19 protein-coding genes are annotated in these 22,056 nt (G+C 51.3%); 10 read left to right on the forward strand and 9 right to left on the reverse strand.

What is annotated here, in order from left to right; all coding sequences use genetic code 11:
* The first annotated feature begins 145 nt into the window (after positions 1-145).
* From B9G79_RS02075 to B9G79_RS02085, 3 genes are read left to right on the forward strand one after another with little or no spacing between them, the layout of a single operon-like run.
* Positions 146-955, forward strand: a complete 810-nt coding sequence (locus B9G79_RS02075; RefSeq protein ID WP_232468998.1) for a chorismate-binding protein — start codon at positions 146-148, stop codon at positions 953-955.
* 5 nt (positions 956-960) lie between these two features.
* Complete coding sequence (gene menD, locus B9G79_RS02080) at positions 961-2,532, forward strand: 2-succinyl-5-enolpyruvyl-6-hydroxy-3-cyclohexene-1-carboxylic-acid synthase (RefSeq protein WP_232469000.1); 1,572 nt, start codon at positions 961-963, stop codon at positions 2,530-2,532.
* On the forward strand, positions 2,520-3,290 hold the full coding sequence (locus B9G79_RS02085) for an alpha/beta fold hydrolase (protein WP_232469002.1): 771 nt from the start codon (positions 2,520-2,522) through the stop codon (positions 3,288-3,290). Before menD ends, B9G79_RS02085 begins: the two co-directional genes overlap by 13 nt.
* Here the strand turns inward: B9G79_RS02085 and B9G79_RS02090 are convergent.
* From B9G79_RS02090 to add, 6 genes are all read right to left on the reverse strand, one after another.
* The gene (locus tag B9G79_RS02090) at positions 3,273-4,112 is read right to left on the reverse strand and encodes a S1 family peptidase (protein WP_088564077.1); all 840 of its coding nucleotides are present in this window, start codon (positions 4,110-4,112) and stop codon (positions 3,273-3,275) included. The two genes, B9G79_RS02085 and B9G79_RS02090, sit on opposite strands and share 18 nt — an antisense overlap.
* Positions 4,113-4,123: 11 nt before the next feature.
* Positions 4,124-5,050, reverse strand: a complete 927-nt coding sequence (locus B9G79_RS02095) for a S1 family peptidase (RefSeq protein ID WP_088564078.1) — start codon at positions 5,048-5,050, stop codon at positions 4,124-4,126.
* Positions 5,051-5,082: 32 nt separating this feature from the next.
* The gene (gene pip, locus B9G79_RS02100) at positions 5,083-6,030 is read right to left on the reverse strand and encodes a prolyl aminopeptidase (RefSeq protein WP_011165810.1); all 948 of its coding nucleotides are present in this window, start codon (positions 6,028-6,030) and stop codon (positions 5,083-5,085) included.
* A 514-nt stretch (positions 6,031-6,544) separates the two neighbouring features.
* Complete coding sequence (gene ggt, locus B9G79_RS02105) at positions 6,545-8,278, reverse strand: gamma-glutamyltransferase (RefSeq protein ID WP_088564079.1); 1,734 nt, start codon at positions 8,276-8,278, stop codon at positions 6,545-6,547.
* Complete coding sequence (locus B9G79_RS02110; protein WP_088564080.1) at positions 8,271-8,852, reverse strand: DUF6624 domain-containing protein; 582 nt, start codon at positions 8,850-8,852, stop codon at positions 8,271-8,273. The genes ggt and B9G79_RS02110 overlap by 8 nt, the downstream gene beginning before the upstream one ends.
* On the reverse strand, positions 8,849-9,874 hold the full coding sequence (add, locus tag B9G79_RS02115; protein WP_088564081.1) for an adenosine deaminase: 1,026 nt from the start codon (positions 9,872-9,874) through the stop codon (positions 8,849-8,851). Before add ends, B9G79_RS02110 begins: the two co-directional genes overlap by 4 nt.
* A gap of 37 nt (positions 9,875-9,911) precedes the next feature.
* Here add and B9G79_RS02120 point away from each other — a divergent pair, with 37 nt between their 5' ends.
* The 3 genes from B9G79_RS02120 (at position 9,912) to B9G79_RS02130 (ending at position 13,613) form a co-directional block, all read left to right on the forward strand.
* Positions 9,912-11,945 (forward strand): transketolase C-terminal domain-containing protein, encoded by a 2,034-nt coding sequence (locus B9G79_RS02120; protein ID WP_088564082.1) that lies wholly within the window; start codon positions 9,912-9,914, stop codon positions 11,943-11,945.
* A 187-nt stretch (positions 11,946-12,132) separates the two neighbouring features.
* Entirely contained in the window at positions 12,133-13,230 is a 1,098-nt protein-coding gene (locus B9G79_RS02125) for a hypothetical protein (protein WP_088564083.1), read from the forward strand.
* Complete coding sequence (locus B9G79_RS02130; RefSeq protein WP_088564084.1) at positions 13,230-13,613, forward strand: DUF333 domain-containing protein; 384 nt, start codon at positions 13,230-13,232, stop codon at positions 13,611-13,613. The genes B9G79_RS02125 and B9G79_RS02130 overlap by 1 nt, the downstream gene beginning before the upstream one ends.
* Positions 13,614-13,718: 105 nt before the next feature.
* Here the strand turns inward: B9G79_RS02130 and B9G79_RS02135 are convergent, their stop codons facing one another.
* Complete coding sequence (locus tag B9G79_RS02135) at positions 13,719-14,123, reverse strand: hypothetical protein (protein WP_088564085.1); 405 nt, start codon at positions 14,121-14,123, stop codon at positions 13,719-13,721.
* A gap of 117 nt (positions 14,124-14,240) precedes the next feature.
* Positions 14,241-14,738: a chemotaxis protein CheW gene (locus tag B9G79_RS02140; RefSeq protein ID WP_088564086.1), complete on the reverse strand. Its 498-nt coding sequence runs from the start codon at positions 14,736-14,738 to the stop codon at positions 14,241-14,243.
* Between the two features lie 270 nt (positions 14,739-15,008).
* Here B9G79_RS02140 and B9G79_RS02145 point away from each other — a divergent pair, with 270 nt between their 5' ends.
* From B9G79_RS02145 to B9G79_RS02160, 4 genes are all read left to right on the forward strand, one after another.
* On the forward strand, positions 15,009-17,057 hold the full coding sequence (locus tag B9G79_RS02145) for a chemotaxis protein CheA (RefSeq protein ID WP_088564087.1): 2,049 nt from the start codon (positions 15,009-15,011) through the stop codon (positions 17,055-17,057).
* Positions 17,054-17,923, forward strand: a complete 870-nt coding sequence (locus B9G79_RS02150; RefSeq protein ID WP_088564088.1) for a CheR family methyltransferase — start codon at positions 17,054-17,056, stop codon at positions 17,921-17,923. The genes B9G79_RS02145 and B9G79_RS02150 overlap by 4 nt, the downstream gene beginning before the upstream one ends.
* Positions 17,924-17,938: 15 nt before the next feature.
* Positions 17,939-19,003 (forward strand): protein-glutamate methylesterase/protein-glutamine glutaminase, encoded by a 1,065-nt coding sequence (locus B9G79_RS02155; RefSeq protein ID WP_088564089.1) that lies wholly within the window; start codon positions 17,939-17,941, stop codon positions 19,001-19,003.
* Positions 19,004-19,127: 124 nt separating this feature from the next.
* Positions 19,128-21,233 (forward strand): prolyl oligopeptidase family serine peptidase, encoded by a 2,106-nt coding sequence (locus B9G79_RS02160; RefSeq protein ID WP_088564090.1) that lies wholly within the window; start codon positions 19,128-19,130, stop codon positions 21,231-21,233.
* A 3-nt stretch (positions 21,234-21,236) separates the two neighbouring features.
* On the opposite strand, the gene B9G79_RS02165 is transcribed toward B9G79_RS02160, so the two are convergent.
* Positions 21,237-21,998, reverse strand: coding sequence for a cyclic nucleotide-binding domain-containing protein (locus tag B9G79_RS02165; protein ID WP_088564091.1), 762 nt, complete (start codon positions 21,996-21,998; stop codon positions 21,237-21,239).
* Between the last annotated feature and the right edge of the window lie 58 nt (positions 21,999-22,056).

Raw genomic sequence — 22,056 nt, forward strand, 5'->3', positions numbered from 1 at the left:
AATTTCAGTATTTTGCCCGGATTTCTATGATCTGACGACCCCGGCCCGCTGGTACGGGAAAGCCCGGCACGCCCTCTCTACAGAGGAATTGCGTCGCATTTGTGAGGCCTACTTGGCTCAAGGGCCCCGTACTGTGGAGCCCTTAATGACCGCACACTGGGAAGAGCCGCGTCTGGAGGACTTTGCCGAGGCCCTTTCCGTGATCCAGTCCCGCATTGAAAAAAACGAAATTCAGAAAGCCGTTCCGGCTGTGTTTGCCCGGACCGCTCAGACCGTCACGGCCCGTGATCGTGCGCGCATGTTGGTGAAGCTGTCCGAAGCTCCATCGACGTTGTTTGTTTATGGATTCTGGAAAGACGGTGAAGGAGTGCTGGGGGCAACACCGGAAACACTCTTTGATTTTTCCAAAGGTGTTTTAAAGACCATGGCGTTGGCGGGCACCTGCCCGAAAAATGAAAGCACCGAGCGTGAATCGCTTTTGCGTGATAAAAAAGAAATGCTGGAACACCAGTTGGTCGCCGAAGACATCAAAGAGCGTCTGTCTGTCTGGGGCGCCGTGCAGTCCTCCGCGCCGTATATTCTGGAGCTTCCGACCCTGTATCACCTGAAAACCGACATCAGCGTGGTTTGTCAGACACAGCCGGATTTTGTGGAGCTGGTGAAAGCCCTGCACCCTACGCCGGCCTTGGGCGTGGCGCCACGGTCCGCCGGGTATGTGTGGATGCAGGCGCTGCCGGGGCAGCAGGGGCGCCGCAGGTTCGGAGGTCCTTTTGCCTTTATCGGGGCTGAGGAGGCCCTGTGTCTTGTCGGCATTCGCAATTTGCAGTGGAGTCAAGACTCTGCGATGATTGGTTCCGGCTGTGGTGTAGTCGCGGCCAGTGAACTGGAAAGAGAATGGCGGGAGCTTTTCCAAAAGCGCCTGTCCGTGAAAAAGATATTGGGGCTTGAAGTATGACAAACATGGAACTTGCAGCAAAAGTCATTCAGGAACTGGTGCACACCGGAGTCAGAGAATTTATTCTTTGTGCCGGCGCCCGCAACAGTCCGATGGTTCACATTCTGGATGAATGCAAGAATCTGAAGGTTTATTCATTCTTTGAAGAACGTGCCGCAGGCTTCTTTGCTCTGGGCCGTATTGCCAGCACCCGTCGTCCAGTGGCGGTGATCACAACATCAGGAACTGCTGTGGCGGAACTTTTGCCCGCGGCTGTGGAAGGCACCTATTCTTCTTTGCCTCTGATCATGGTGACGGCGGATCGTCCGAAGCACTATCGTGGTTCCGGAGCTCCGCAGACGATCGAACAAGTGGGTATTTTCTCTTACTACAACGAAGTGGCTTTGGATCTGGACAGCGAAAACTCGCATCTGTCATTCAAATCCCTGTCCTGGAAAAAACCAATTCACGTCAACGTCAGCTTTGAAGAACCGCTGATCGACGGTCCGGTACCACAAATTCATATTCCCAGTGTTTCTGAACGCACCAAGCTGCCCGTGCAAATTCCACTGGGCACGCTGAAAGAAATGGAAACTTTCGTCAACACCCACAAGCCACTGGTGATGGTCGGGATCCTGCCGGAAAAAGCTTACGGCACTGTTTTGGATTTCCTGAAGCAGTACAAAGCGCCGGTTTATTGCGAAGGCATTTCCAGTCTGCGTGGTCATCCGGACTTGAAGGATGTTGAAATCAGATCCGGTGAAAAAATGATTCATCGTATTCTGGAGATGGGCGTTTGCGATTCCATCCTGCGCATCGGGGGTATTCCGACAGCGCGTGTGTGGCGTGATCTGGAAGACAAGTACAAAGAGCTTCCGGTGTTCTCGGTCAGCTTCAATCACTTCACAGGCCTGAGCCGTCCGGTTCAGCACTGCAATTCTTTGGATTTGCTAAGTCAGGTGGAATTCTCGTATCCGCATCACGAAAACGTGAAGGTGAATATCGAGGACGCGGCTCGCGCGACGCAGATTCGTCAGCTTTTGGACAAGTATCCTGATTCCGAGCAGGGCATGATCTATGCGATTTCAAAACGCATGAAGGGCTCATCGGTTTATCTTGGAAATTCTTTGCCGATCCGTGAGTGGGACTCCAGCTCTTCGCATGATTTCCCTCCGGCGCGGGTGGCGGCCAACCGTGGCGCCAACGGTATCGACGGACAGATCTCAACCTTCCTGGGCTGGGCTCATCCAGAGCTTGAAAACTGGTGCCTTGTTGGAGATTTAACAGCGCTGTATGATTTATCGTCACTTTGGGTAACTTCCCAGCTGGATGCGAAAAAATTCCGCGTTGTTGTGATTAATAATGGCGGGGGGCAGATTTTCCACCGCATGTTTAAGAAAGAGATTTTCATAAACAAACACCAGATTTCTTTCGAATCGTGGGCAAAGATGTGGAACTGGTCCTACGACAAATGGCATACTATTCCAGAAGACAACAAAGAGTTGAACCTGGCGGACCATCAGATCATTGAGCTGAGTCCTAACTGGGAACACACTCAAGAATTCTGGAAGGAGTACGACTCATTGTGGAAAGAGTGAATCTCTTTTTCCTTCACGGCTTCCTTGGAAGACCCACGGACTGGGCGCTTGTAAAAGCGCACTTGCCGCAAACTGAAGGACTGCGCATTTTTACACCGGATTATTTCAAAGAACTTTCCCTGGGGCCGACACATTCGTTCGAGACCTGGGCGGAAAACTTTGTCAGATGGGTTGAAATTCATGGTGGTGGCAGTGCCGCCCGCAATGTTCTGGTCGGATATTCTTTGGGTGGTCGTCTGGCGCTGCATGCTCTGGAAAAAAAGCCTGCCCTGTTTTACAAAGTCATGCTGGTGTCCACCAACCCCGGCTTCAATGATATGCACGAATCCTTTGATCCTATTTCTGAAGAGCGCCGTCAGCGCTGGATGAATGATTCCTATTGGGCTGAGGAATTTTTAAAGGCCCCGTGGGACATGGTTCTGCGCAACTGGAATGCCCAGCCGGTGTTTGGCGGGGCTGAAGCTGAGCCATCCCGGTCAGAAAAGGAATACTCGCGCGAGGCGCTCAGCCTGGCGTTGACCCAGTGGTCACTGGCACAGCAAAAGAACATGCGTGGTCTGCTGGAAAAGCAGATTCAGAAGCTGATCTGGATGGTCGGGGAGCGTGATGAAAAGTTCCTGGAGATGTCCCGTCGACTGACGGAAGAGGTCCCGGGGTTCCACTTTGAAACAGTGCCCTCTTCCAGTCACCGGGTTTTGTTCGACAGCCCCAAAGAACTGGGCGAAAGAATTCGTCAGCTTTTACAGAAGCTTCTTTGAATTATCATCAATCCACTGGCGATATTTTATCACATTCATGTAGATGGATTTGTCTTTGCAAAGGTCTTTATTGTCGATGTACTGGCTTTTCTGGCTGGCTTTGACTTCGCCAGGCACGGTCCAGGAGATCGCTGAAGCCACACCCACGACATAGTCCTTGCCTGAATAGCGCATCAGCGCCGGTCCACCCGAGTCGCCGTTGCAGATGCCTTTGCCGTCTTCCTGATTGATATAAAATTGAGTCTCGTCGCTGCTGAAATGACTGATGGTCAGATCCACGTGGCGCAGCTTGCCTGAACCTTGAGTGTCATCGGCAGAAGTTTTTTTGCCCGAAATGCGCCCGTAGCCAGCGGCCGTGAAGATCAGGTCTTTGCTTAGAGGGAATTTGGAATCCGGCAGGGTCAACGGACGATAGGACGCCGGGGCATCCTCTTTCATCGAGATCAAAGCAATGTCATTGCGCTCGGTGGAATTTAATTTTTTGTATTTGTCGTGAGTGGCCACCTTGTGGGCCTTTTTCATCACGTACTGACCTGCCAGCGGATTCAGGCCGAATGCCAGAGTCAAACCCTCAGCACCTTTACCCACGCAGTGAGCGGCGGTCAGAATCAGGCGTTTGGAAATCAGCGCACCTGTGCAGTAGGTTTTTGTCGGGTTGTCATAGATCAACACCACATACTGGGAAACGATATTGTCTTTGGCGGTCATGGTGCCGCCGACAATGGCCGTGTCATTCGGAGCCGGGGAATAGGCTGCTTCATAGCCTCCGCAAGCCGAAAGAATCAAAACGATGAAAGAGCTAACGTACAACTTCGTTTTCATACTTCCCCGGACTATTTAGGCAACAACTGGTTGGGGTCAACCAGAGAACTGGAAAGTCTGGTGACCATGCGATTGATCCAGGACTTATAGTACAGCGTGCTGGTGAAAGCTGCGTACTGAGAGCAGTCGTTGTTTTCGTCCTTCACGCCACGGCTGGTGATACCCATCAGGAACAGTTTACCGTTTTGTTCAAGGTACGCAGGCCCTCCGGAATCCCCGTGGCAAGCTCCTGTGCCTTGGGTCTGATCGACAAGGAATTCAGAAGTGCTGTAATTTGGACTGTCGATTTTAACTTTTGTCGTGCGCAATGTGCCGATGCCGGCGCCGGTTTTGCCATCTGCGATGCCATAACCTGCAAGAACGATCTCTGCACCTTTTTTGATGTTGCGTTTGTTGCCCAGAAGCGTGGCTGGCTTATAGCCCGCCGGAAGTTCGCCCGAGAATTTAACAAGAGCGATATCACCAGTGTCATAGTCTTCGCCCTGGCGATTTTCCCAGTATTGGGAAACTTCCACTTTTTCAACCTTGCGGTGTTCGCTGGTGGCCGTGATTGTTGTGCCGAAGAACACGTACATGTCTTCTTGGAAAAGACCTATGCAGTGAGCGGCTGTCAGAACGATATTGTTGGTAAGAAGTGAACCTGTGCAGATTTGACCCTCGAAGGCATCATACACAGCGACGATGCTTTGGCTCATGGAGTCTTCGGACTTAACTTCCGTTCCCCCGATGATTCCGTCTCCAGATGTCAGAATGCTGGAGTCGTTTTTTTGTGGCGCGCAGGCTGAAAGTGCCAGACTTGCCATGATCCCCGAAATTAGCAACTTATTCAGTTTCACTAAAATCCCCCCGGATTTCGCTCCACAAAGCTTGTGGTTCGTGGCACTGAATAAACCCTTTTTGGCACTGCGTGACAAGATGATAATGCTTATATCAGCCATAAGGGGAAAAACCCCCTATGGCTTTGAAAGTCTTACAGATCTCTGAAACTGTCTGTGGCTTCAATAAGAGCTGAGCGGGTTCCAGGTTCGGCCGCTGCGTGGCCTGAATCCGGGATGATTGTAAATTTTGCCTCCGGCCAGGCCTTGTGCAGTTCCCAGGCGGACTTCGCCGGGCAAACCACATCATAGCGGCCCTGAACAATGGCGCCCGGGATGTGGCGGATTTTATCCACGTTTTCCAGCAGCCAGTTGTTGGTTTTAAAGAAGGCGTTGTTGGTAAAGTAATGGCATTCGATGCGCGCAAAGCTTAACGCGTATTCCGGGTCATCGAACTCATCCACCGCTTTCGGGTCCACGATCAGACGGGAGGTTGCGGCTTCCCACTTGCTCCACGCTTTGGCAGCTTCCAAACGGACATCTGCGTTTTCGTGAGTCAGGCGTTTGTAGTACGCAGCCACCAGATCATGGCGTTCGTTTTCAGGGATTGGTTTCAGATATTCGTCCCAAACATCCGGGAAGATGTGGGAAGCGCCCTCTTGATAGAACCACTGAATTTCAGACGGACGGCACAGGAAGATTCCGCGCAGAACCAAAGCCTTTACGCGCTCTGGATGAGTGATTGCGTAAGCCAGCGCCAGGGTCGAACCCCAACTGCCGCCGAAGACAACCCATTTATCGATCTTCAGCATTTCGCGGATGGTTTCGGTGTCCTTCACTAGATCCCATGTGGAGTTTTCACGCAGTTCTGCGCAGGGCAAAGACTGCCCGCTGCCGCGCTGGTCGAAAAGAATAATGCGATAAGCTTTTGGATCAAAGAAACGACGATGATCCGGGTGAACACCTCCACCCGGGCCGCCGTGCAGGAACACCACAGGTTTGCCTTGTGGATTTCCGCACTCTTCCCAGTACAGAGTATGGATATCAGAAACTTTCAGCATGCCTTTATTGAAAGGCTCTAGAGCTGGATAAAATTCGCGCATAAGCACCTCGCTTGGAAAGCAAAAGACTCGCGCAGTTCTGTCACGAAGTCAAAATGCGCCGCCCGACTGATGAAAAGCGCGCATCCGGCTGCGTTGTCGGGCGGCCTTCTCACTTCGACGTGCTTGGAGCACGCCTGCGCTGCGAGGGCAGCCCTCCGCCTTGCGGCTGCACACTTTTGATCAGTCGACTTTCTAGCTTATTTGGTGACTTTACTTTTAAAGACGAGAGGACAGATGCCGGCTTTGCAGCAAAGCTTAGCGAGTTCTTTGTTGTCGTAGGTTTTTGTAAGCATCGCATGTAACAGATTCGTTACATCCCCTGATATCAGAATACTTTGGCATTCGGTTCCGGATACGAAATGGACGATACGCACTGAGCACCTCCCGCCTTCTTAGGATAATAGGGAGATTTCTTCAGAATCCATTTATTGAGAACAATTATCAAAAGATGAAAGGTCGTTGAGAATCAAGCTGGATCAGCCCTCCGGGGAGGGAGGAGGGCTTTGGCTTGGGGTTACTTGGCGATGCTAGTGCCGATGTCGCGTGGGTCTGCCACGCCATGCAGTTTGTCGCCTTCTTTTGAGACGGCCATCACGTTGCAAGGGATCGGGTCGATCTTCACGTCATAGCCCATGTCCTTCAATTGCTTTAAAACTTCCGGCTTCGGCCCTGGCGGGTCGATGAACAACACATCCGGCTGCCACTGCTGGTGGTAGCGAACCATGGTGACGGATTGATATAACGGCAATTTGAATTCGACATAGTTCAAAATTGTCTGCGCCACGCAACTGATGATGCGTGTGCCGCCCGGAGCCCCCACGGCCATCACCGGCTTGTTATTTTGAAGCAGAATTGTCGGAGACATGCTGCTAAGTGGAGTCTTTTTCGGAGCGATGGCATTGGGTTTTCCACCGATCGCACCAAACAAATTCGAAGCGCCCACTTGTGCCGAGAAGTCATCCATTTCGTTGTTCAAAACCATGCCTGTGCCCGGCGCCACGATCGCAGCCCCCATCCAGCCGTTGATGGTCTGAGTGGTGGCGACCGCGTTGCCTTTGGCATCGATCATCGAGATGTGTGTCGTTTCGGTGGATTCATATCCTGTGACTTTGCCTGCGGAAACCTCGGATGCTTTGCGGGCGCGATTCTCGGGAATCTGCTGACGACGGTCCTTCAGATATTCCGGGGACAGCAAAGTTTTCACGGGCACGTCGGTGAACTCGGGATCACCCAGATAAGTCGCACGGTCCGCAAACGCGGATTGTAAGGCGGAAGCAGCCAAGTGAATGGACTTTGTGGACAGCGGACCTGCCTTTGCCAGATTGTCAGCTTCCAGCGTGTCCAGGAACTGAATCACGTGAACACCGCCGGAACTTGGCGGTGGCATCGAAATCACTTCATAACCGTGGAACTTTCCTTCGACGGGTTTGCGCCATTTCACCTGATAGTCGTTGAAATCTTTTTGTGTCAAAAGACCTTTGCGCTCTTTGGAAAGTTTCAGCATGGACTGCGCAACGGATCCCTTGTAGAAACCGTCTTTGCCTTTTGCGGCGATCAGCTTCAGGGTTTTTGCCAGGTCTTTTTGGACCAGTAATGTTCCCAGGGCAGGGGCTTTGCCTTCTTTCGTCAGGAAGATGGCTTTGGCCGCCGGGTCTTGGGCCAGAACATCGGCGCGGTATTCAAGAGCTCTGTGGAATTCCGGGTAAATTTCAAATCCGTTTTCAGCCAATTCAATTGCCGGCTGCATGACTTGCTTTAAAGGCAGTGACCCGAAGCGCTGATGAATTTCCAAAAGACCTGCGACCAATCCGGGGACGGCCACAGCCAGAATTCCGTCTTTGGAAAGATCGGAAACGGCCTTTCCATCTTTTCCAATGTACATGTTTTCAGAGGCCTTCAGCGGCGCACGTTCGCGGAAATCAATCGCGTAGGTGTCACCGGTTTTGGCTTCGTGGAAAAGCATGAAGCCTCCCCCTGCAATCCCGGTGGACTGGGGACGCTCGACAGAAACTGTGAAGGAAGCGGCCACGACCGCATCGATGATATTTCCGCCGTCAGCAAACATTTTTTCTGCGGCTTTGCTGGAATAGCGGCCTTGGGTGGAAATCGCATACTGTGTTCCGTAGGCCTCAGCGGTGGCGTGATCCGGGCGTTCTTTGGCGGTCAGGATGACAGGTGAAGTTGAAGTCGTCTGACAACCCAGTGCCAGCAGAGAAATTGAAAGTACGAGAAGTTTTGTTTTAGTCATTGTTTCTCCATCCGGTTTTAAAGGTCCATTCAATGAATTCTTTGTGTCGCTTTTCGGGTTCTGGCGGGTGATATTCGCCGTCCATCGGGGTGATCACGAGACTTTCTATGGGATCAAGTCCCATTTCGGCTCTTCGGTTGTTGAGATTTTTTTCATCCTCAACATCGGTGATGCGCAGGATGCCGTTTTCATCCCAGTCGGCATTGGTGCCGTAAACCTGCTTTCGTCCCTCATAGAAACGAATACGGTCAATCAGAATGGCAACGTAACTTTTAGGGACTTTTCCATTCTTGGCCAGATCAATCAGCACGGGTTCCTGCATGCGCATGAACTCTGGCCAACTGATTGCGTGCAAAATGATTCTTAAAGCGGCGGTGCAGGCCTCTTCGCCGACAAGGTCGATTGTGGGGAAGCCTTTTTCAACAATCAGGTCATTCAGTTTTCTGGCATTGCGCAGGTGAACTTTTTCCATCTGGGCGTTGTAACCCTGAAACAACTCGCCCGTGGCAGCCAGTGCTTCACGCACGGCCTCGTCTTCACGCATCAGGTGCAGGATTTCTTCTGCATAGCTCATCCGAAGAATTCCCCCATGATGCGGTTTTTTTCGATGTCCGGAATGAAGCTCGCATCAAAGGCGATCTGATTGCATTTGTGGAAGTCCTCTTTGGTAAAGCCATGCACGCGGTGAAGGACTTCATAGTCATCACTCAAAGTCGTTGCAAATACGCCGGGATCGTCGGAATTGATCGTGACCAGAACGCCTGCCTGCATCAGCCTGCGGATCGGGTGTTCTTCGTAAGTCGGGAAGGACTGGGTCAGATAGTTGCTGATCGGGCAAATCTCTAGGGGAATGCGGCGGTCTTTCACCAGTTCCAATACGGACGGGTCGTTGATGATCTGAATGCCATGCCCAATTCGTTCTGCACCCAGGATCTCGATGCTGTCGCGAACCCAATGAGCAGAAACCGGGCTTGGCGTTTCACCAGAATGCACGGTGATGCGCAGGCCCGCCTTTTTGGCTTTTTGGAACAGGGGAGCAAAGACTTTCGGATCAAAGCCCTCTTCGTTGTCTGCCAGGTCCAGAGCCAAAAAGCTGTCTTTGTGGTCAATGGCGAAATCCACAACTTTTTCCGCAACGTCAAAGGACTTGATCCTTTGAACGATGCAGATCAGGCCGATCAGCATCGGGAACTGTTTGCGGGCTTGTTCGATGCCTTTTAGCAAAGAGCGGTGGATCTTTTCGAAAGTCAGGGATTTGTGTCCATCGGCGATAAAGGTCGGCGCATAACGCAACTCAAGAAGACGAACTCCGTCATTAAAGGCGTCCTCACAAGCTTCATAGGCGACGCGGGTCAGGATTTCTTCACTGGCCAGAACTTTCTGTGCATTCATGAACTTATTCAGCACCGAACCCAGGTCCTTCATGGGACCCGTAATCAAAAACTGATCCTTTTGCCCCTGGGAGGTGGGGGCCAGCGGAATGCCCACTTGCGGAGCCAGTTCCAGAATGGTGCTCCAACGCACTGAGCAGTCCAAATGACGGTGCAGATCCACTTTCAGGATGTCGCGAATATTGTGAGAATAGAGCCTTTCCATTTGATGTTCCTCGCTCTGGGCAGTAAAACTATATCCTATGACAGAACCGATTCAGATCAAAACAAAACTCGCAGGCAACCCTACTCAAGAACCTCAATTCAAAAGCTTTGTTAAAAGCAAAGACGGACGTCAGATTCCAGTGGCCGATCCTAACGCGACTCGCGCCCTTGTTTCTTTGATGGATATGAACGCCGTCCTTGGTGGCGCGGCTTCTCACTATGGCGGTCCTGCTGCTTTGGCGGAACTTATGTCCGCACTGCACGGTCATGTGTTTGATGTGGCGGCTCGTGAAAACAAGCAATGGTATGACCTGTTCCATATCGTGAACGACGCAGGTCACTGCGAAAACGGTCTGTATGCTTTGAAAGCCAATTACAAAATGGCGGGTCTGACTTTGGACAGCCTTAAAAAATTCCGTTCGATCGAAAGCGGTCTGACGGGTCACGGTGAAGTGCACTGCTTCCCGGAAGGGGTGTTTATCTCCAACGGTCCTTTGGGTTCTGCGTTCCCGCAGACTCAAGGTGTGGCGATGGGCGAGGCGATCTCTGGCAAAAACCGTGTGACGGTGACCACGATCTCTGACGGTGCCTGCATGGAAGGTGAAGCGAAAGAAGCTTTCGCGGCAATTCCGGGTCTGGCAAAAACCGGCAAGATGGGTCCTTATGTTTTGATCATCAGCGATAACAACACGAAACTTTCCGGTCGTATCGATGCGGAATCTTTCTCGATGACTCCGACCTTCGCGTCTTTGAAGGACCTGGGTTGGAATGTGATCAACCTTGCTGAAGGCAATGATCTGCAAAAATGTTACGACACGATTGTTAACGCTATCGAGCAGGCCAAAGCCAATCCGATGGCGCCGGTTGTAATCCACGCAAAAACCGTGAAAGGCATCGGCACCAAGAAAACCGCAGAATCCGCAACGGGCGGTCACGGTTTCCCTCTGAAAAGCCCTTCTGAATTGCCTGCATTCGTTGGCGAAATTCTGGGTGGCGCGGCTTTGCCGGATGTTTTCAATACCTGGATTGCTGAACTGAACAAATGGGAAGCGGACATCAAAGCCAGCGGTGTGAAAGATTCCGGTGAAAAAATTCAAGTCGGCATTTCTTCCGCGATGGTGCGTGCACGCAAAGCCGGTTTCCCGGTTTTGAGTGTGACTTCGGATCTGCCAGGTTCCACAGGGGTTGCGGGCTTCCGTAAAGAATTCCCTCAAGATTCCTTCGACGTGGGTATCGCAGAATCCAACATGGTTTCAACAGCGGCGGGTTTGTCCAAGCTGGGTTACATCCCGGTTGTTGATACCTTTGCTCAGTTTGGTGTGACCAAAGGCGCTTTGCCTCTGACGATGGGTGCATTGTCTGAAGCGCCGGTGATTGCGGTGTTTTCTCACACCGGTTTCCAGGATGCGGCGGACGGGGCTTCCCACCAAGCGCTCAGCTATGTGGCGATGGTTTCCTCCATCCCGCATGTGGATGTGTATTCCCTGTCTTGCAGTGAAGAAGCCGACGCTTTGATGTACACGGTGATTGAAAACTTCGCCAAAGCCCGCAAGGAAGGTAAAGTTCCGAATTCAGCGGTGTTCTTCTTGGGTCGTGAAAACTTCCCTAAGACCTATGTGGCTGGTACTTCCTATGACTTGCGTAAAGCGCAGGTTCTGGCGGACACGACAGCGGGTAAAACCAAGTCTGTGGCGATTGCAACGACAGGTTCTTTGGTCCCACAAGCTTTGCAGGCGGCTAAAGATCTTGAATCCAAAGGTGTGGGTGCGGTTGTTGTGAACTGTGCCTGTGTGAACCATGTGGACGTGGCGACCTTCAAAACTGTTTTGGAAAAAACTCAAGGGCACTTGATCACGGTGGAAGATCACCAGTTGCTGGGTGGTTTTGGTCAGATTCTGACTCATGCTCTGATGAATGCCGATGTGACCTTCAAGGTGAAAAGCCTGGGTGTTCACGGCGAATTCGGTCAAAGTGCTTACACGGCGGCTGACCTTTATCGCAAACACAAGGTGGATGCGTCCGCGATCGTCGAAACCACGGGCACCTTCTTCCAAAAAAGCGGCGCCTGGTAACAGGAGGGCCCCCCGCAGTTTTTGGGCCGACACTGCGTTAGGCTATGTGAAATAAAATGAAACCCCACTGTCGAATGGCTGTGGGGTTTTTTATTTGCAGGTCCAAGGTCCGTAAACAGATATTGCCACTAGTAGGTGTCAATCCCTTCGGTGAAAATGGATATATATCAAAACTTCTGAGGGGTTCATGAAACTTCTGACCAGCGTGATTGTGTTTGTGATTTTTGGACAGTCAGCAGTGGCGGCAACAATGCCGGCCTTCACGCGTTTTGGCGAAGGCTTCTCGGTTCAACCCAAGACCGAGAAAAAAGTCACGATGCCCAAAGTGATGTCCCAGGACACTTTGGGGCTTTGTTATTCTTTTGCTGCCGCCGCGATCATGACTGCGGAAAAATGCCGAATCGAAAAAAAAGACTGTAACAATCTGCCGGATTCAGAGGTGTTTTCCCCTTTGGACGTGGCCCGATTTGGAAATGATCCCGACGGAGAGAATACCTTCGAGTCGTCTTACCGTGGTATCCGCGAGGGCGGTCCGGGGGCTTTCACTCTGGAAGTGGCGGCAACGTTTGTCGGCAACGCGGCTTCTCAGCAGTGCATGTCTCTGGATAAAGTTCTGACGAAAATCGGCGGAGCACAGATGGGGACGGAGGCTCAGGTGGCGGCCTTCAAACGTTTGCGCAAAAAATACGATGAATACCGCAAGATTGATCCAAACTGCCAAACCTGTCTTTCTGATTTTTTTGCCACGGCCAAGACCGAAGTGGACAAGGATTTTGCTGTCGACACAGATCCGGCCCGATTGTTAAAGGCTTTCAGCGAAGAGACCTATGAAAAGTTCTTTGACCGGCTTGTGACCCCGAAAGAATGTGCTCGGGCGAAAAATCGTGCCTACTTTGAGGGGATGGGCTCCACTGAGATAAGTCTGTTTCCCAAGAAGGGGCAGAAGGCAGACTATGCGAACTCTATTGCAGAGATTAAAAAGCAATTGTCTGCCGGGCATCCAATACTGCTTTCGAATATTTGTCTGAATGAAAAATACTCCGACGACTGTCCCGCCCCAGGTGTTGAGGGCGGAAACAAACATGCGACGGTGATTTCCGGTTATCGCCGCATGTGTGACAAAGCCAACAAGTGCTATGATGCAGTTCAGATTCATAATAGCTGGGGGCAGGAGTGGCAGGACACTTATAACGGTGGCTGGGTCGATGCTGAAACGCTGTTGAACTATACCGGATATCCCGAACAAATGCTGGCCTGGCTGTCAGACAAACCAAAGGACAAATAATGAAAATGCTTGCGATGATTTCAGTTTGGATTTTGGTGGCGTCGGCAGCCTGGGCAGACCTGAAGATTTATGATGGCAAAGTATATAAGCCGTTGAAGGTGCAGGAATACCAGAAATTGAAATTGTCAGTGGATTGTTTTAAGGGAAAAACCCCAAGTTGTGATGCGTGGAAGGCCGCTCAGAAACAGGCCCCTCGCGCAAATCTGCCTCAAGCCCTCGCGGGAAATCCCGCTGCCAGATATTGTCTGGATGCCGGGGGCGAAAACCGCATCGCCAAATCAGACAAGGGTGCCGAGTTTGACTATTGCATGTTTAAAGACGGCTCGATGATCGAAGCCTGGGGACTTTATCTGAAGTTTAATCCCGTCAGCGAAAGAAAATAAAAAAGCCCCGGGGAATCCCAAGGGCCTTTAATGAACGCCGATTTACGCGGCGTTTATGCAGAAGTAAGCAGGTACCTTTTTAGAGGGTGCCGCAGAGGTACCTTTTTACTTAATGGAAACTTCGCATTGGAAGGTGCCGACTTCGGTTTGTTCGCCCAGGCCCCACCAGTATACTTTGGCAGTGTGGTCGACAACGCTGATGACCAGTTCGAATTCGTAGGATGCTTCAACCCAGAAATCATAACGAACTTCAGTGTCAGAAGCGGCGCTGGATTCTCTTGCCAATGCCGGACCGTTTTTGTCCAGAGTGGAAACAGAGTAATCACCAACACTCAAAGACCAGTTCTTCGCGTCTTCGATCAGAAGTACAGTGGGATTTTTTTGGATGTTGAAATCTTCAGATACATCCGGGCTTTGGGAAAGTTTGGTAGCTTGGCAGTCAAAAACTCTCTGGCCGGCGAAAGACAGGCTGGAGAAAAGCATCGCAGTCACAAAAAAGATAGATTTCATGATTTTGTCCTTTGTTTAATGGCGTCTTGCTATCTCGTTTAGGGCGAAAAGTCTTTGATAGAAAACCCGCAGGCTTTCAGGCCCGCGGGTTTGTATTGGAATCTCTTAAAAAAGCTCTTAAGCGGCTTTGGCTTCTTCGTGGTGAGAGAACTGCGCCATCTGACCCATTTGATCCTGATTGAACGCAGACACGATATCCACAAGGATAACGACTTTATTGTCGACTTTACCCATACCACGCACGAAGGACATCGCGTGTTCGTTGCCCAGAACCGGAGATGGTTCGATTTGGTTTTCCTGAAGGTCCACAACCTCTTTTACAGAGTCCACGATCATGCCCACCTGACCGATTTCAGTATCGATCACGATGATGCAGGTGTCGCGGGTTGTGTCCTGAGACTGCATGCCGAATTTAATGCGCAAGTTCACTACTGGAATGATCTTGCCGCGAAGGTTCATCACACCTTTTACATAATCAGGAGTGCGAGGCACTGGAGTGATTTCGCCGAACTGATTGATCTCGCGCACTGTTTCGATGGCCACACCATACTGCTCTGCCATCAATTGGAAAGTTAGATACTGACCGGGTTTTGCTTTCATGGATACATCGCTCATCGTATTACGCCTTTCAAAGTCGTGATTAAAAATCTTAACAATAGACTCTTCGCGAAAAAACCAAGGTGACTTAAGAGGATTTCTCGGTGGGATGGAAAAAATAATATTCTCGGATATTTGGCGGCTCATAGTGGGACAATGGTCCTGTGTTTCATTAATTCTTTACACCAAAGGGTGGATTGATTCTCATTCTGGACCAAGGGTCTAAATAGCTCAGATGTTCGATCACCGATACATCAATGTGATTTTCTAATCTCCATGGAGCGCACAATGAGCGGTGACAATTCTTTCTTTGAAGAACTACAAATGGATTTCCTGAACGAATCCGCATTTATGCTGGAGCAGTACGAGGAATACATGATGAGGCTGGAAAACAGCGAAGATCCAGCGAAAGATCTGACAGATATATTCCGGGTGGCCCATTCCGTAAAAGGTGGTGCTGCTGCCGTCGGTCTGGCAGACTTGTGCAAATTTGCCCACGTGATGGAAGACCTTTTGGATCTTTTGCGTTCGCGCCCTGAGCTGGTGAACTCAACTGTGATCTCTTTGTTGTTGCAGTCCGGAGACGAACTGAAGAACCGCGTTGCGGCTCTTCAGCAGCAGCAGGGTGGTCCTTGGGATCCTTCTGCATTGACGGCGGAATTGATCGCCATCACCGAGCAGCTTTCTGGAAAAGCTTCCAAGCATGCACATGCTCCCGCTCCTTCAGTGGATGAGCCCAAAGTGGAAGCTCCCGATGATTTCTTTGCTCAGACGCCTGCGGCTGAAGCGGCTACACCAGAAGATGATCTGATCAATCATGATCTTTTAGCAGAACTTCTGGCACAGATGTCCCCTGAAGATCAGGCTGAATTCCATGCCAAAGAAGCGGCTGAAGCCGCTCTGAAAACGGCTATTGCCGAAGCGGCCCCTGTGGCGGCGGCAGAGCCTGCGAAGCCGGCTCCGGTTCTGAAAGTGGTGGAAACACCGGTTGAAGCTCCGGCACCAGCTGCAAAAGCAGTTCCGGCTGCGGCAGCCAAACCAGCAGCGGCGGCAGCCGCATCTGGAAGTGGTGGTGGTAATAACAAGAATGCCAAAAATGCGACCAGCGCCATCAAAGTTGACACCGGTCGTGTGGATTCGGTTCTGGATGCCGTGGGTGAGCTGGTTGTATTGAAAAATCAGCTCGTGCATGACGAAACAGTTCGCAGCGGTGTGAACCTGCGTCTGGAGGCCATTGTTGATCAGCTCGACAAGGCCGTTCGTGAATTGTATGAAAAAACTTTGAGCATCCGTATGACTCCGCTGAAATCCATGTTCATCAAGATTCAGCGTATCGTGCGTGACGTGTCTTTGACTTTGGATAAGCCAGTGGATCTGCAACTGATCGGTGAGGAAACCGAGGTTGAAAGAACCGTGTTCGAGCTTCTGGGGGATCCTTTGGTTCACCTGGTTCGTAACTCGATGGACCACGGGGTGGAAAAGAAAGAACTTCGCCAAGAGCGCGGCAAGCCGGCGACGGCAAAAGTCACCGTATCTGCAAAACAATCCGGCGGTAACGTTATCATCGACATCTCTGATGACGGTGGTGGTATCAACCGTGACAAGGTTCTGAGCAAGGCCATTGAAAAGGGCTTTGTGCCCGCGGGTGTGGATCCGGCGTCCATCCCTGATGAGCAGGTTTTCCAGTACATCTTCTATCCGGGTTTCTCTACCGCTGACAAGATTTCGGATCTGTCCGGTCGTGGTGTGGGTCTGGATGTGGTGAAATCCAATCTGGATAAAATCAACGGTAAGATCAATATTTACTCCAAGGCAGGCCAAGGGACCACGTTCCGTCTGACGATTCCTTTAAGCACGGCGATCACCGACGGTATCATCGTGGCTTTGGATGGCGCTCGTTATATTCTGCCGATCCATTCCATCCGCGAGATCGTGCGTGTCCTTCCAAAGGACTACACGAACATCTCTGGTGCCGGAAAAGTGGCCAGCATCCGTGGCCTTCTGTTGCCGGTGATAGACGTTTCCAAAACCCTGGGGTCTATCAATTGGACTTTGAACAAAAAAGACCAGCAACTGGCTCAGCGCCGCGAAAATTCTTTAAGTGCACGTCGCGAAGAAACCATGCTGGTGATCATTGAATCCATGACAGGTCAGATGGCCTTCCCGGTGGACGATGTCCTGGGGCAGGCGCAGGTGGTTGTAAAACCAATCACCACCGGTCAGGACATTCCGGAAGTGGCCGGTGCCGCGATCCTGGGTGATGGCCGTACAGTTTTGATTTTGGAGCCGGGTGCTTTGGTAAATAACGTTGCTAATGGAAGAGGAATGGCCGCATGACCGCTGTAAAAAAGACTGAGGCCACAGGCGCTCTGTACGATTTTGAAGACATCAAACTTACGGACAAAATGTTCATGAAGTTTGCTGAGCGCATGTATGATCTGGCCGGGGTGGATCTGCCACTGACGCCAAAGAATCATGCTTTGATTCGCAATAGAATTGTAAAACTGTTGCGTCGCCATTCCCTGAAGACCTATGAAGAATACTGGTCCAAGCTTGAAGCTGGTGGCAATGAAATGGTGTCTGAATTTATTTCGGCCCTGACCACGAACATGACGTCTTTTTATCGCGAGTCGAATCACTTCGACTTTCTGAAGTCCGTTTTGCCGGAACTGCACCGCAAGTTTGGCGCGGATCTGCGCATGTGGTGTGCGGCAGCAAGCACGGGCCAGGAGCCTTACACGATCGCGATGACAGCGTGTGAAGCTCAACCTGAAATGCCTTCCGCGAAGCCGCGTTTGCTTGCGACCGATATTGACCTGCAGGTTTTGAAAAAAGCCTCTACGGGCACATATGAAGAGCGCGAGATGCAGGGACTGCCACCAGTGCAGCGTTCGAAGTACTTTGAGAAAATCAAAGCTGACGGCGATGAATACTGGAGAGCCAAGGATCAGATTCATAACATGATCCGCTTCGCGCCGTTTAATTTGATGAATCCCAAGTACGAGTTCCAGCACAAGTTCCATGTGATCTTCTGCCGTAACGTACTGATTTATTTTGATGAGCCGACAACAAAACGTGTGATCGACAATCTGGTGTCCTGTTTGGCGTCGGGTGGCTATCTGGTTCTGGGGCACTCCGAATCAGGCAACGTGAAACATCCGGGTTTGAAGCCGATGTCTCGCGCAGTATATCAAAAACTTTAATTAAAGAAGGCCCCAATGGCACAAAAGATTCGTGTCCTGATTGTTGATGACTCTGCGGTGATTCGTAAGCTGCTGGAAAAGATCTTTTCCTCCTGCGCGGATATCGAGGTGGTGGGAACGGCATCGGACCCTTACATCGCCCGCGACAAGCTGGTGGCGCTAAAACCCGACGTGATGACTCTGGATGTGGAGATGCCTCGTATGGACGGCATCAGCTTCCTGGAAAAAGTCATGCAGCATTTCCCGACCCGCACGATCATTTTCTCAAGCTTGGCGAAAACCGGCTCTGAAACGTATCTGCGTGCTCTGGAAGCTGGCGCGATTGAAATCATGGAAAAGCCGTCCATCGACGTGTCCCAGTCTTTGGAGACATTGTCGGCGGCCATCATTGAAAAAGTAAAAGCGGTGGCGAAAGCCCGCATCAATCCGATCAAAGCGGTGATTCCGAATCCGGGGGCGCCAGTGCAGAAGGTGGCCAGCACCTCTTTGGCAAGAACCACGCACCAGTTGCTGGCGGTGGCTTCTTCCACGGGTGGTACCGAGGCTTTGAAGGTCTTCCTGAGCGGCATGCCGGCGGATATTCCGGGAACTTTGGTTGTGCAGCACATGCCACCGGGCTTCACGAAGTCGTTTGCTGAAAATTTGGATAAGATGTTCCCGTTTGAGGTGAAAGAAGCGCAGGAAGGTGACCAGGTGGTGCCAGGGCGCGTTCTGATTGCTCCGGGCAACTATCATATGGAAATCACGCGCAGTGGTGCCTTCTATTACGTGAAGCTGCATCAGGGCCCGGCCCTGCACAGTGTTCGCCCTGCGGCGGATTATCTGATGAAGTCGGTGGCTAAATACGTGGGTAAGAATGCCATGGGTGTTGTTCTGACCGGTATGGGTAAGGACGGCGCTGAAGGTCTTTTGGAAATGAAAAATGCCGGAGCTTACACTGTGGCTCAGAATGAAGAAACCTGTGTGGTTTACGGTATGCCAGCCGCGGCGGTGGCGCTGGGGGCCGCAGACAAAGTTTTGCCGCTGGATCGCATCGCAGGGGATCTGCTGAAACAACTGCAGACTCGTAACGCCGCTTAGTCCAGCAAAGTTTAAAAAATGTTTTACCCAAGCCCGAAGGAAACTTCGGGCTTTTTTATTGTCTTTCTTGCTTCATTCCGCCGTCCGGTTAGAATAAGTTCCTGAAATCCGTCAGGAGACATCAATGAATTTCCGCAAAAGTTTGATCCTGGGTCCTCTGTTGCTGGTGGCCTGTACGACGACGAATCAATTCAAGAAGGAGTCTCTCATGCACGATCCCTATTTGTGGCTGGAAGAAGTGGAAGGCGAAAAGGCCCTGGAATTTGCCAAGGCCGAAAACAAACGCACGCTGGGGCACTTTCAACAGAATCCACGCTTTAAAACCATCGAGCATGACTTAAGAAAGATCATGCTGGCGGAAGACCGCGTGCCTGCTGTGCACCTGAAGAACGGGGAGCTTTATAATTTCTGGCAGGACGGAAAACACGTGCGCGGCTTGTGGAGAAAAACCACCCTGCAAAACTATAGGACCTCACACCCGCACTGGGACGTGATCCTGGATATTGATGCTTTGGCCAAAAAAGAAAATGAAAACTGGGTGTGGAAGGGGGCGATGACCTTGCCACCGGCTCACGAAAAAGCTTTGGTCTATTTGTCCCGTGGGGGAAAGGACGCCACGGTGGTGCGTGAATTCAATATGAAGACCCGCCAGTTTGTGACGGACGGCTTTGTATTGCCTGAGGCAAAAAGCAATGTTCAATGGAAGGACGACAACACCGTTTATGTGGGAACGGATTTCGGGCCGGGCAGTATGACGGACTCAGGTTACCCGCGTATCACCAAAATCTGGAAGCGGGGCACGCCGGTCAGCGAGGCCAAGCTGGTGATGGAAGGCAAACCTACTGACATGTCTGTGTACAGCTATGTGCAGTTGGACGGCGACAACAAACATGTCTTCCATTCTATCCGTACGGGCTTTTATTCCAGCGAAAACTGGTACGAAGACGACAAGGGCGTTAAAACCCGTCTGCCGATGCCGACGGATTCCGAGTTCTGGGGTGTTTTCAAAAACAAACTGTTCTTTGAGCTGAAGTCTGATCTGGGAAATCTTAAAACGGGCAGCATCGTGTTCATGCCATTCGATAAAATCTTCGAAGGCGAAAAAGCTCAAGCGTCCCTGAAGGCGATCTTTGTCCCGACCGACAAAAGATTCATTCAAGGCCTGCATCCAACCAAAAATCATATCATGCTGCATGTGACAGACAATGTGCTTTCCAAAATCGAGAAAGTGACCTTCACCAATCAGGACACCTTCAAGACCGAGTCCGTGCCACTGGGTGAGAACGGCATGGCCTATGTCACTTCCACCGAGGAAGAAAGTGATCTGTATCTGGCTCAGTACATGGATTTCTTCACTCCGGTATCGACATATCTGGGGGATGCAAGTGACGGCAAAAACATGCTGGAGCTTTTGAAGAAATCTCCGGATCGTTTCAACAACAAGGGCATGAAGACCCAGCGTTTTGAAGCGACCAGCAAAGACGGCACGAAGATTCCTTACTTTGTGACTTCCAAGGCAGACATCAAGATGGATGGAAAAAATCCGACGCTGCTTTACGGTTATGGCGGATTCCAGTCGCCGATGCAGCCAAGTTATCTGGGCACGGTCGGCAAAGTGTGGCTGGAACAGGGTGGGGTCTATGTGATTTCCAACCTGCGCGGCGGGGGCGAGTTCGGTCCGGCATGGCATCAGTCCGTGCTGAAAGAAAATCGCTATAAGGTTTACGAAGACAACATCGCGATTTCAGAAGACCTGATCAAGCGCGGTTTCACCTCGCCACAGCACTTGGGTATTTCCGGTCGATCCAATGGCGGTCTGTTGACGGGGGCGACCTTCACGCAGCGTCCGGATCTGTATAATGCGGTGATTGTGGGTGTGCCTTTGCTGGACATGCTTCGCTATCACAAGCTGCTGGCGGGCGCCAGTTGGATGGCCGAATACGGTGATCCGGACGATCCAAAAATGCGTGAGGCGATTCTGAAGTATTCTCCGTATCAGCGTCTGAGCAAAGACGCGAAGTATCCTGAGGTGTTTATCATGACCAGCACCAAGGACGACCGCGTTCACCCGGGCCATGCGCGCAAGATGGTGGCCAGAATGAAAGAACAGGGTCATCCGGTTTACTATTATGAAAACATGGAGGGCGGCCACGCAGGCAGCGCGAACATCGAACAGGCCATCTTGTGGAATGCTCTTGAGTACACCTATCTTTGGGAAAAGCTGAAGTAGGTTCTAGCCGGTCAGGGCCTTGTTGGCTTTCTTCAGCCGCTGTGACAGGGTCTTGACCAAAGCCTTCGCCCACGAGGGGCGCGCAAAGATAACATTGTCCAAAGAGCCATTCGGGATCGCGATCAATTCGACTTCCGTGATGGCCTCCACGGTGGCCGAACGGGGTTCGTGATTGAAGTGCCCCATTTCGCCAACGAATTCACCGGGCAGAATTTCTCCGAACATGATTTTGTCACCGTCCGGGCCCTCCGAGTACGCACGCAGGCTGCCTTTTTTCACGATATAAGCCACTTCGGTCATATCGCCTTCTTTGAACAGCACATCACCCGGCTGCAATTGTTTTAGCTCGTACTGGGCCTGGTTGTTATCAACCTTCGGGGAAATGATTTTGGAAACGCAGTCCACCAGAGCTTTTTCGCGGTCCGGTTCGGTCAGAAACTGAATACGGCCCGAGGCGACTTCGTGTTTGAAGATATCGTGGTCGGCGACATAGGACATGATGATGATCGCGATGTCGTCGTTGTTTTTTTCTTTGAGAATCTTCGCGACGATGTCAAAGCCGGAACCCTTGGGTAAATATTCATCCACCAAAACGGCTTTGGGGTGAACGTTGTCCAGTTTGTACTTGGCTTCAAACCACTCCGAGCCGTGAAAGACCGAGCAGTTTTCAAAATTTCGATTAAGGGCTTCAGTGCACTTATGGATGCGGGTTTTGTCGCCGCTGATAATCAGGAAAGTGTTCTTCTTTTGGTCGTTCCGTCCCATATCTAAAACCTTCCATCGTTTTACGTGGGTGTTTAAGACAACCCACGCTGGGTGACAT

It is taken from the genome of Bdellovibrio bacteriovorus (assembly GCF_002208115.1).
GTDB lineage: Bacteria > Bdellovibrionota > Bdellovibrionia > Bdellovibrionales > Bdellovibrionaceae > Bdellovibrio > Bdellovibrio bacteriovorus_C.